Origin of the sequence: Methylobacterium sp. W2, from assembly GCF_020662345.1 — a bacterium.
Lineage (GTDB): Bacteria > Pseudomonadota > Alphaproteobacteria > Rhizobiales > Beijerinckiaceae > Methylobacterium.
The window spans coordinates 63,836-74,233 of the sequence record NZ_VMOA01000026.1; the positions used below are offsets into that span (position 1 = coordinate 63,836).

The following is a 10,398-nucleotide window of genomic DNA, read 5'->3' on the forward strand; positions in this document are numbered from 1 at the left end:
TAACCCGACTTCAGGGCGTCCAAGGGTCAGCCGGCCGCGCCACGCAATGCCCTCGAGATCCGACCCTGCCCCATCTCAGCGCCGACGATCCCGCCGCCCTCCCGATCTTCTGCATCCGCAGCGAGGACTGGACCAGTTTCGAAGCGGAACTCGGCGCGAGGCACAGGGCCTTCGCCAAGGGGACCGACTTTCAGCCGAAGGCCGGGTGTGTGGCGCTGCTTCCCGCCGAGGATGGCAGCGTCGATCGAGTCCTGTTCGGCCTCGGGGATGGAGCCGATCCGTTCCTGGTCGGCAAGCTGCCCGCGCTGCTGCCCCCCGGAACCTACCGTCTCGAACCCACGCCCACCCTCGACCGGCAGACCGCTTCCCTGGCGTGGCTGCTCGGAAGCTATCGCTTCACGCGCTACCGCAAGCCGTCGCCGAAAGGGCCCGTTCTCGTGACCCCGGACGGTGTCGATGCCGCCGAGGTCCGCCGGATCTCCGAGGCGGTCGCCCTCGGGCGCGACCTCGTCAATACGCCCTCCAACGACCTCGGCCCCGAGGAGATCAAGGCCGTCGCCCGAGCCCTGGCCGAGAACCACGGTGCGGCGATCTCCGTGACCGAAGGCGCGTCGCTCGCCCGCGACTTTCCCCTCGTCCATGCGGTCGGTGCGGCGTCCCCCCGCGCGCCCCGCCTCATCGACATGAGCTGGGGGGACGCGGATGCTCCGAAAGTGACCCTCGTCGGCAAGGGTGTCGTCTTCGATACGGGCGGCCTCGACATCAAGCCGTCGAGCGGCATGCTGCTGATGAAAAAGGATATGGGCGGTTCGGCCGCCGCCCTCGCCGCCGCCGCGATGATCATGGGCGCCGGCCTGAACCTGCGCCTGCGCGTCATCGTGCCCACCGTCGAGAACGCCATCGCCGGCAACGCGTTCAGGCCCGGCGACGTGTTCCGGAGCCGCGCCGGGCTGACGGTGGAGATCGGCAATACCGATGCCGAGGGACGCCTGATCCTCGCCGACGCGCTTGCTTTGGCCGATGAGGAGAAGCCCGATCTCCTCATCGATTTCGCCACCCTCACCGGAGCGGCGCGCGTCGCCCTGGGTCCGGACCTCCCGGCCTTCTTCACCGAGGACGACGCCCTGGCCTCGGCCGTCTTCGATGCGGGACAGGTCGCCGCCGACCCGGTCTGGCGGCTGCCGCTCCACAAGCCCTATGCGAGCCTGCTCGATTCAAAAGTGGCGGACCTCAACAACGTCTCCGGCGGCCCCTTCGCCGGTGCGATCACCGCCGCTCTGTTCCTGCGGCGGTTCGCACCGGACACACGGGCGCATGTGCATTTCGACCTGTACGGCTGGAACCCGTCGACCAAGCCGGGCCGGCCGGAAGGCGGCGAGGTCCAGACCGCCCGCCTGGTCTATGCCCTCCTCAAGGAGCGCTATCCGGCCCGGTAGCGAGGGGCTCAGGCCGCGAGCTGCGCCTTCTCCGCGATATAGGCGACGCGCACCATGTCCTTGCCATAGGCCCGTTCCAGGCGGCGCACGGTGAAATGGGCGCGCGCCATCGCCTGGAAATGGTTCATGAAGGCGGTGTTCACGGCCGCCCCCCCGACCGCACCGAGGATGGGGACGGCCTGCGCCGCGACCTTCTGCGAGACGACGAAGCCGAACCGCGCCGCGATCTGCGTCGAGAAGCGGATCAAGGCCGGGGCCGCTTCGTCGAGCAAGGCGCGGTTGCCGGCATAGCGCGCCGCTTCCGACATGGTCTTGGCGAGCGCGGCGCGGACCGCGAAATATCCGCTCTCCGCCAGCGCCGTCTCGGCGCCGCTGCGTCCGCCGAGGGCGAAGACCTGGACGCAGGCCAGGGCGTTTTCCGGGTCCGACAGGTCTTCGCCCTCGTCCCGCGCGATCTGCGCGATGGAGCGCAGCATCAGCGTGGTCGAGACCGGCAGTTCCACCGGCAGGGTCGCGATGCCGAAGGCTCCGCCCACGGCGCCGGACAGGGCCGCCATCGCCTTGTGTCCAAAATCGCCGGTGGGCAGGAAGCGCGCGAAGCGCTCTGCCGCCGTGGACGTCACCGGCGCGGGCAGGTCGTCGATGACCGACGCGCCGGTCGCGCCGACCGCTGATGCCGGGACGACCGTCTTCTCGGCCTCCGGCAGGGTCGCGAGGGCCACGCGCAGGGCTGTGCGCATCGCTCCTTCCGTGGCGCGCGACACCGCGTCCGTCACGGGCGCCGGAAGGCTGCGGCTGATCATCTCGAGGGGAGCCCCCGCCGCCGCGGACAGGCGCGCGGCGAGGCCCGGCGTCTCGAGCGTACGGACGGCACGGACGAGGGCCGCGCGGTCGGCATCGTTGAGCTCCTGGCCGGCCGACGCCTCGGCCGGGGTGGAGCGGGTATCGTCGACGAGGGAAATGTTGCTCACCACTACTGTCTCATCCGTGTTTCGGGTGCCGGCGCGCCGGGCCGATCGCTGGAAGCAAGCGTGAGGCCCGCGGGATGGTTCCCGCTCACGGTCTCGGTGTCGCCCGTAGCGGCGGTCTCGGCGGCGGCGCGGGCCGCGCTGCGCTCACCGGCACGTCCGACGAAGAAGCAGAGGATCACCACCGGGATGCCCACGGCCGCGGTGAAGGCGAAGAAGACCGGGTAGCCGTAGCTGGCCACGATGAAGCCGGATGTGCCCGCCACGAGCTTGCCCGGCAGCGCGTAGAGCGACGAGAACAGCGCGTATTGCGTGGCCGCGAAGCCCGGCGCCGTGAGGCTCGACATGTAGGCGATGAGCGCCATGCCGGCGAAGGATCCGCAGAAATTGTCGATGGAGATCGCGGCGGTCAGGCGCCAGACCTCCGGTCCGCCATAGGACAGCCACGAGAAGGAGAGGTTGGAGGCCGCGCCGAGGAACGCCCCGGTGACGAGGGTGGGGAACAGCCCGAGCCGGGTCATCGCCCAGCCGCCCACAAAGGCGCCGGCGATGCCGACCCAGATGCCGTAGAGCTTCGACACCGCGCCGATCTCGGTGAGGGTGAACCCGATCTGCCGGTAGAGCGGGCTCGCCATCACGCCGGAGATGAAATCCGGCATACGATAGAACGCCACGAGGACGAGGATCGCCCACAGGCCGGGGCCGAGGCGGGTATGCAGCTCGGTGAGGGGTTCGAGGACCGCGGCGCGGAACGACCAGGCCTTCACCGGCGCTCCGGCCGGCGGCGCCGATGCTGCGGCCAGAACCTCGGCGTGCTGTCTGTCGAAGGCGGGGGCCAGCAGAGCGGCGATCATGCCGATTCCCATCAGACCGGCCATGCTGAAATAGGCCACCGACCATCCCGCCCAGTCGGCGATGAACAGGGCGCCCGCCCCGGCGCACATGAGCGCCAGCCGGTAGCCGAGGTTCGATGTGGCCGCCATGACACCCTGGAGATCGGTGCCGGCGGCATCGATGCGCCATCCGTCGATGACGACGTCCTGGGTCGCGGCGCAGATCGCCACGAGGAACGCCCCGAGGCCGAGGAGGACGAGGCTGCTCGCCGGGTTGGCCGTGGCCATGAGCGAGAGCGCGAGGGCGACGGCGACCTGTGTGGCGATCATCCACGAGCGCCGGCGGCCGATGCGTGCGCTCAGGACAGGAACGTCGAACCGGTCGATGAGCGGCGCCCAGAGGAATTTGAGGGTGTAGGGAAGCGCCAAGTAGCTGAAGAGGCCGATCGCCTTGATGTCCACGTCGGAATAGGCGAGCCGCGTCGAGAACGTGCCGAGCACGAGGAGCAGCGGCAGGCCGGACGAGAAGCCGAGGGCCAGCATCAGGACGATGCGGGGATCCTCGAAGATATCCCGCAAGGAGAGCCTGGGGCGCACCTTCCCCGATACCGCTGGACTCTGAGCCATTCGTGGAACTCCTGAAGGCTTATGACCCTTTAGGGTCGGCTGCCATGCTCGCCAGACGCTGGTTCGTCCAAAGGGTCGTTACGATGCGGTACGGCCCGTGCCGCCACGCATGACTGAAATGAAGAATGGTCACCAGGAACTTAATGAGTGGGCGTACTTTGTAGGTAGCTATTGGCTCGCAATGAGACATATTCCTTGCTGACGAGTCGACGTGCCGAGGCAACGTCCTCGCGATCTATTTGCCAAGGCGGTCGTTTCGGTCTGTACCGTAGAAGTGCTGCCGTCCTCTCATGAGGGCGGTGGTGCAAGCGTGATGTCAGGATGATGGGCAGCAACAACAACCCGGTTTCGGCCGAACTCCGCCCGGTGGGAAACGCCTCCGTCGATGCCAAGATGTTCGCCATGGCTTTCGACGCCAGTCCCACGCCCATGGTGGTGACCGACCCCCGTCTCGCCGACAACCCCATCGTCTGGGCCAACGACGCTTTTTTGAACCTCACCGGTTATGCGCGCGCGGAACTGCAGGGTCGCAACTGCCGCCTGCTCCAGGGGCCGGATAGCGACCGGCGGACGATCGACGCCATTCGCGACGCCGTGAGGCGGCAGGCCCCCGTGGAGGTCGAGCTGTGCAACTATCGCAAGGACGGTTCCTCGTTCTGGAACGCCATGACGATCTCGCCGGTTCGCAACGATGCGGGCGAGTTGGTCTATTATTACGCCGCTCAGGCCGACATGACCGGGAAGCACGCTCTCGAACTCGCGCTGCAGGGGACGAATGACGAGCTCGAACGGCAGGTGCACGAGCAGACCGCCGACCTGCGGGCCGCCCTGGAGGAGAAGACCGCCCTGCTCCACGAGGTCGACCATCGGGTCAAGAACAACCTGCAGGTCATCTCGTCCCTGGTCCTGCTCAAGGCGCGGCGAACCCCCCAGGGCGAGGCGCGGGACGCCCTCCAGGGCATGGCGGAGCGCATCGGCGCGCTCTCCATGGTCCATCGCATGCTCTATTCCGCCGGCGACGTGACGCGCTTCAATCTGGAAGAGTTCGCCGACGATTTCATGTCCGACCTCACCGCCGGTATCGATCCGGCGCGCACGGCGGTCACCGCCGAGATCGACCCGATTTCCCTGCCGGCCGCCATCGCGGCGCCCCTCGCCCTGATGCTCCACGAACTCGCAACCAACGCCGTGCGCCATGCCTTCCCGGATCATCGCGAAGGACGGGTCAGCATTTCCGCCCGCCGGTGCGAGACCGGCCTGCGCCTTCTGATCGAGGATGACGGGATCGGACGGAAAGCCGCGGCGCCGAACCCGGCCGGGTTCGGCTGTTCCCTGGTGGAGATGGTGGTGAAACAGTTGCGCGGCGTCATCACCTGGCACGAACCCGGCCTGGGCACGCGCGTCGAGATCGTGATTCCCCTGCATTCGGAGAGCCCAGGACCGAGCACGTCCGCACCGCGCGAAGCCGCCTTAGGGCCGGCAGGGTGAGCGGCGGGGACGGACTTCGCATCCTCGTCGTCGAGGACGAGGCGCTCATCGCCCTCGAACTCCAATGTCTGTTGGAAGATCTCGGCTACGTCATCGCCGGGGTGGCGGCGAGTTCGGCCGAGGCTATCGAACTGGGGCGGGCGACCTCCCCCGACATCGCCCTGGTGGACATCCACCTCATCGACGGTCCGACCGGGATCGAGGTGGCGAGAATTCTGAGCCTTGACCCGCGCATCAGCGTCGTGTTCATGACCGCCAACGACAAGCGCATCCCCGCGGATTTCGCCGGCGCGCTGGGCGTCATCGCCAAGCCCTATTCGGAACGCGCGGTCGCCGGCGCGTTGCGCTACGTGGCGGCGCTCCGGGCCGGCGGGCAAGCCGACGCCGACGGATCGGACGGATTCCGGCCGGCATCGCAGGGCGTGTCGGAGGATGCAATCTGGTCGCAGACACCCTGGGCCGGGCCGAAGCCCTAACGCTTCCTCAGTCCATGCCGTCGCGCGCCGCCTTCTTGAGGCGGTAGAGCACCTCCAGCGCCTCGCGCGGCGTCAGGGCGTCGGGATCGATCCGGTCCAGTTCCATACGCAGGGGATCGTCCACCGATGGAGCCTGCACTTCCGGCAGGGGCGGCGGGGCGAGGCTGGCGAAGAGCGGCAGGTCGTCGATGCGGGGACGCGCCGGGCGATCGCGCTCGGCTTTCTCCAGGTTCTTCAGGATCGAGCCGGCCCGGGCGATGACCCCGGCGGGCAGGCCGGCGAGACGGGCGACTTGAAGGCCGTAGGACCGCTCGGCGACACCCGGCACGACCTCGTGCAGGAACACCACTTCGCCCTTGTGCTCGGCCACTTTCAGCGTCGCGTTGTCGAGCCGCGTGAGACGCTGGCTCAGGGCGGTGAGCTCGTGGAAATGGGTGGCGAACAGCGCGCGGCAGCCGTTCTGCTCATGGAGATATTCGAGGCAGGCCCAGGCGATGGAAAGGCCGTCGAACGTCGCGGTCCCCCGGCCGATCTCGTCGAGGATGACGAGGGAATGCCGGCTCGCCTGATTCAGGATTGCAGCCGTCTCCACCATCTCGACCATGAAGGTCGATTGCCCGCGCGCGAGATCGTCGGCGGCGCCGACCCGCGAGAACAGCCGGTCGACCACGCCGAGATGCACGCGAGCGGCCGGCACGAAGGCGCCCATCTGGGCGAGGACGGCGATGAGGGCGTTCTGGCGCAGGAAGGTCGATTTGCCGCCCATGTTGGGACCGGTGATGAGGCGGATGCGGCCGCGCCCTTCGCCGGACAGGTCGCAATCGTTGGCGATGAACGGCTCGCCGGACCGCCGCAGGGCCGATTCCACCACCGGGTGACGGCCGCCTTCCACGACGAAGCTGAAACTGTCGTCGACGAAGGGCCGGCGCCAATCCCGTTCCACCGCCAGTTCGGCGTGGGAGCCGGTGACGTCGAGGCAGGCCAGGGCGTCGGCGATGGCGGCGATGGTCTCGGCCTGCACCATGATCCGTGCCGCCAGCGCATCGAAGACCTCCGTCTCCAGGGCCAGCGCCCGGTCGGCCGCTCCGGAGATGCGGCTCTCCAGCCCGTTCAGTTCCACGCTCGAGAACCGCATGGCATCGATCATGGTCTGGCGATGGATGAAGGTCTCGCGCAAGGCGCCCTTGAGGCAGGTCTCGCCCACCGCCTGCGGCACCTCGATGTAGTAGCCGAGCATGTTGTTGTGCTTGATCCGCAGGGTGCGGCAGCCGGTCTCCTCGGCATAGCGCGCCTGCAGACCGGCGATGACCTTGCGCGAATCCTGGCCGAGGAGGCGCGCCTCGTCGATCTCCGCATCGTAGCCGGCACGCACGAAGCCGCCGTCCCGACGGTTGAGGGGGAGATCGTCGGCGAGCGCCGCGCGCAGATGCTCGACGAGGTCGGCATCGACCGTGCCGAGGCGCTGGACGATGCCGGCGAGATCCTCCGGCAAGGCCTTGACCTGCCCGCAACGCTGCGAGATCGCCAAGGCCGCGGCGAGGCCGTCGCGCAGGGCCGCGAGATCGCGCGGGCCGCCGCGCCCGAGGCCCAGCCGCGACAGAGCGCGGGCGATGTCGGGCGCCCGCGCCAGGGCGTCGCGCAGGCTGCGGCGGAGGTCGCCGTCCTCCACCAGAAACGACACCGCCTCGTGGCGGCGCGTGATCGCCGACAGATCGGTGAGGGGGCCGGCGAGATGTTCGGCGAGGAGCCGCGCGCCGATGGCCGACACGGTGCGGTCGATGGCATCGAGCAGGCTGCCGGTGCGCTCGCCCGAGAGGGTCCGGGTGAGCTCCAGGTTGGCGCGGGTCGCGGCGTCGATGGCCAGCGTCGCGCCGCTCGTCTCCCGCGTCGGCGGCGACAGAGCGGGCCGTGCGCCGATCTGCGTGCGCTCGATATAGAGCAGGGCTGCCCCCGCTGCGGCGAGTTCGGCCCGCCCGAATTGCCCGAACCCGTCGAGGGTCGAGACGCCGAACTGTTCCTTGATCCGCCGTTCCGCCGAGGCGGGTTCGAGCTCCGCCTGTGCCAGGGGCGTGACCGGGGCCTTTACGTCGCGCCACAGGCCGGCCAGCGACGGATCGGAATGGATGGCTTCCGAGAGCACGATCTCGCGCGGGTCGTGCCGGGCGATGGCGGCACCCAGCTCTCCTTCTGGAACCTCGCTCAGGGAGAACCGGCCGGTGGAGATGTCGACGGCGGCGATACCGTAGGCGTAGCCGGATTCCGAGAACTTGCGGCGGCCGAGAGCCAGCAGGATGCTGGCCCGCGACGGGTCGAGCAGGCGGTCCTCGGTGATTGTGCCGGGGGTGACGAGGCGGACCACCTCGCGCCGCACCACGGATTTCGGCCCGCGCTTCTTGGCCTCGGCCGGATCCTCGGTCTGCGCGCAGACCGCCACGCGATGGCCGAGGGCGATCAGGCGGCTGAGGTAATCGTCCGAGCGCTCCACCGGCACGCCGCACATGGGGATATCCGCCCCGCCATGCTTGCCGCGCTTGGTCAGGACGATGCCGAGGGCACGCGATGCGATCTCCGCATCCTCAAAGAACAACTCGTAGAAATCCCCCATCCGGTAGAACAGGAGGCAATCCGTGTTGGCCGCCTTGATCTCGATATACTGCGCCATCATCGGCGTCGCGCCGGCGATGTCGAGGGGGGAGGCGCTCACCGTCTCCTCGGCCGGGACGCTGGTCTTCGGGCTGGAACGGGCGGCGCGCTGGGACATGCGCCACCATAGCAGAGGCGGCCGGACCGGATCAGCGCCCCGCCCGGCATCATCTGGGGAGAACCGTCCAGCGACGAAAAAAGGCCGATGCGTTTCCGCACCGGCCCTCCTAACGATCAAACTGCCAATGGCTTAGTAGCGCGGGCCGCCCGACGTGGTGCCCTTGCGCTGCATGTAGCCCGGCTGCTGCGGGTTGCGGGAGTTCGGATCACCGTGGCTGTAGGCGGCGGGTGCGCGGCGATGGCGCATGCCGTGACGATGATGGTGGTGGCGATGGCGCATGCCGCGATGGCTGGCATAGCCCGGGTGATGACCGCGGGTGACCACCTCGGTGGTCAGTGCGTCGCCGGCGATCACGGGAGCGGCCGGCATGGCCGGGGCGGCGGAGGCCGCACCGAGGCCGAGGGCGCTGAAAAAGGTTCCTGCTGCCAGAGCAAGTGCAATCTTGGTCATCTAGTCCATCCGTTCGGATCGCGCCGCGCGCGTCGAGGCAACAAGTCGCTCGCCCGGACTCCGTTCCCATTCTTTTCGATGCAGAATTACGCACCGATAAAGACACTTAACGGGTCAGGTTGATGGGATGATTTTCGCATCGCGCACGTGATCCACGTCGGCACGGCGAAACGGGGTTGCGCATCCTTCGGCTTGCCCGCACCACCACATCCGCGATGGCGACAAACCCCTCCCCCTCCGCTGCCCTCCCGATCGAGTCGGCCCTGCCGGGCCTTCTCGCGGCGCTCGAAGCCGGCCCGTCGGCGGTGCTCGTGGCGCCCCCCGGAGCCGGCAAGACCACGCGCGTCCCGCTGGCGCTCCTCGACGCGCCGTGGCTCGACGCGGCCGGTCGGATCATCCTCCTCGAACCACGGCGCCTGGCTGCCCGCGGCGCGGCCGAGCGGATGGCCGCCACCCTGGGAGAGCGCGTGGGAGAGACCGTGGGCCTGCGCGTCCGCCTCGGCTCGAAGATCTCGCGGGCGACGCGGATCGAGGTGGTCACGGAGGGGGTCTTCACCCGCATGATCCTCGACGACCCGGAACTGTCCGGCATCGGGGCGGTGATCTTCGACGAGTTCCACGAGCGCTCCCTCGACGCCGATCTCGGACTCGCCCTCGCCCTCGATGCTCAGTCCGGCCTGCGCGACGACCTGCGCATCCTCGTCATGTCCGCCACCCTCGATGGCGCGCGGGTGTCGCGCCTCATGGGCGACGCGCGGATCGTCGAATCCGAGGGGCGGGCCTATCCAGTGGAGACGCGCCACACTGAGCGCGATCCGAACCGACGGATCGAGGATGCGATGGCCGAGGCCATCCTGCGTGCCCTGCGGGCCGATCCCGGCTCCGTCCTCGCCTTCCTGCCCGGACAGGGCGAGATCCGCCGGGTGGCGACGCTCCTCTCCGAACGGGTCGACGCGAGCACCGAGATTGCGCCCCTCTACGGCGCGCTTCCCCCGGCCGAGCAGGACCGCGCCGTGGCGCCCGCCCCGCCCGGAACCCGAAAAGTCGTGCTGGCGACCAGCATCGCCGAGACCTCGCTCACCATCGAGGGCGTCCGGATCGTGGTCGATTCCGGCCTGTCCCGCGTGCCGCTCTACGAGCCCGGCATCGGCCTGACCCGCCTCGTCACCGCCCGCGCCTCCCGCGCCTCGGTGGACCAGCGGCGCGGTCGCGCGGGCAGGACCGAGCCGGGCATCTGCCACCGCCTCTGGTCGGAGGCGGCGACCAGCGCCCTCGAACCCTTCACGCGGCCCGAGATCCTGGCCGCCGACTTGTCCGGCCTGCTCCTCGATTGCGCCGCCTGGGGCGTCTCTGATC

The 10,398-nt window shown here is 69.2% G+C and carries 8 protein-coding genes; 4 read left to right on the forward strand and 4 right to left on the reverse strand.

What is annotated here, in order from left to right; translation table 11 throughout:
* Positions 1–65: 65 nt before the first annotated feature.
* Positions 66–1,436, forward strand: coding sequence for a M17 family metallopeptidase (locus tag FPV16_RS15545; protein WP_264483874.1), 1,371 nt, complete (start codon positions 66–68; stop codon positions 1,434–1,436).
* An 8-nt stretch (positions 1,437–1,444) separates the two neighbouring features.
* On the opposite strand, the gene FPV16_RS15550 is transcribed toward FPV16_RS15545, so the two are convergent.
* Positions 1,445–2,407, reverse strand: a complete 963-nt coding sequence (locus FPV16_RS15550; protein WP_227439300.1) for an EcsC family protein — start codon at positions 2,405–2,407, stop codon at positions 1,445–1,447.
* Between the two features lie 2 nt (positions 2,408–2,409).
* Positions 2,410–3,864 carry an AmpG family muropeptide MFS transporter gene (locus FPV16_RS15555; protein WP_227439301.1) on the reverse strand — a complete coding sequence of 485 codons (1,455 nt, stop codon included), beginning with the start codon at positions 3,862–3,864 and terminating at the stop codon, positions 2,410–2,412.
* A 321-nt stretch (positions 3,865–4,185) separates the two neighbouring features.
* Here FPV16_RS15555 and FPV16_RS15560 point away from each other — a divergent pair, with 321 nt between their 5' ends.
* On the forward strand, positions 4,186–5,352 hold the full coding sequence (locus FPV16_RS15560; RefSeq protein ID WP_413629308.1) for a histidine kinase dimerization/phosphoacceptor domain -containing protein: 1,167 nt from the start codon (positions 4,186–4,188) through the stop codon (positions 5,350–5,352).
* Positions 5,349–5,828, forward strand: a complete 480-nt coding sequence (locus FPV16_RS15565; RefSeq protein WP_227439302.1) for a response regulator — start codon at positions 5,349–5,351, stop codon at positions 5,826–5,828. Before FPV16_RS15560 ends, FPV16_RS15565 begins: the two co-directional genes overlap by 4 nt.
* A gap of 7 nt (positions 5,829–5,835) precedes the next feature.
* Here the strand turns inward: FPV16_RS15565 and mutS are convergent, their stop codons facing one another.
* Positions 5,836–8,589 carry a DNA mismatch repair protein MutS gene (mutS, locus tag FPV16_RS15570; protein WP_227439303.1) on the reverse strand — a complete coding sequence of 918 codons (2,754 nt, stop codon included), beginning with the start codon at positions 8,587–8,589 and terminating at the stop codon, positions 5,836–5,838.
* Between the two features lie 132 nt (positions 8,590–8,721).
* Positions 8,722–9,042 (reverse strand): hypothetical protein, encoded by a 321-nt coding sequence (locus FPV16_RS15575; RefSeq protein WP_227439304.1) that lies wholly within the window; start codon positions 9,040–9,042, stop codon positions 8,722–8,724.
* Between the two features lie 215 nt (positions 9,043–9,257).
* Here FPV16_RS15575 and hrpB point away from each other — a divergent pair.
* Positions 9,258–10,398, forward strand: a 1,141-nt coding sequence (gene hrpB, locus FPV16_RS15580) for an ATP-dependent helicase HrpB (protein ID WP_227439310.1), incomplete at its 3' end; no start/stop codon positions are given.

What these genes read in the sequence shown, in the direction of transcription:
- FPV16_RS15575 (WP_227439304.1), bottom strand. Translation starts at nt 9,042, where the DNA reads ATGACCAAGATTGCACTTGCTCTGGCAGCAGGAACCTTTTTCAGCGCC.
- FPV16_RS15560 (WP_413629308.1), top strand. Translation starts at nt 4,186, where the DNA reads ATGATGGGCAGCAACAACAACCCGGTTTCGGCCGAACTCCGCCCGGTG.
- mutS (WP_227439303.1), bottom strand. Translation starts at nt 8,589, where the DNA reads ATGTCCCAGCGCGCCGCCCGTTCCAGCCCGAAGACCAGCGTCCCGGCC.
- FPV16_RS15555 (WP_227439301.1), bottom strand. Translation starts at nt 3,864, where the DNA reads ATGGCTCAGAGTCCAGCGGTATCGGGGAAGGTGCGCCCCAGGCTCTCC.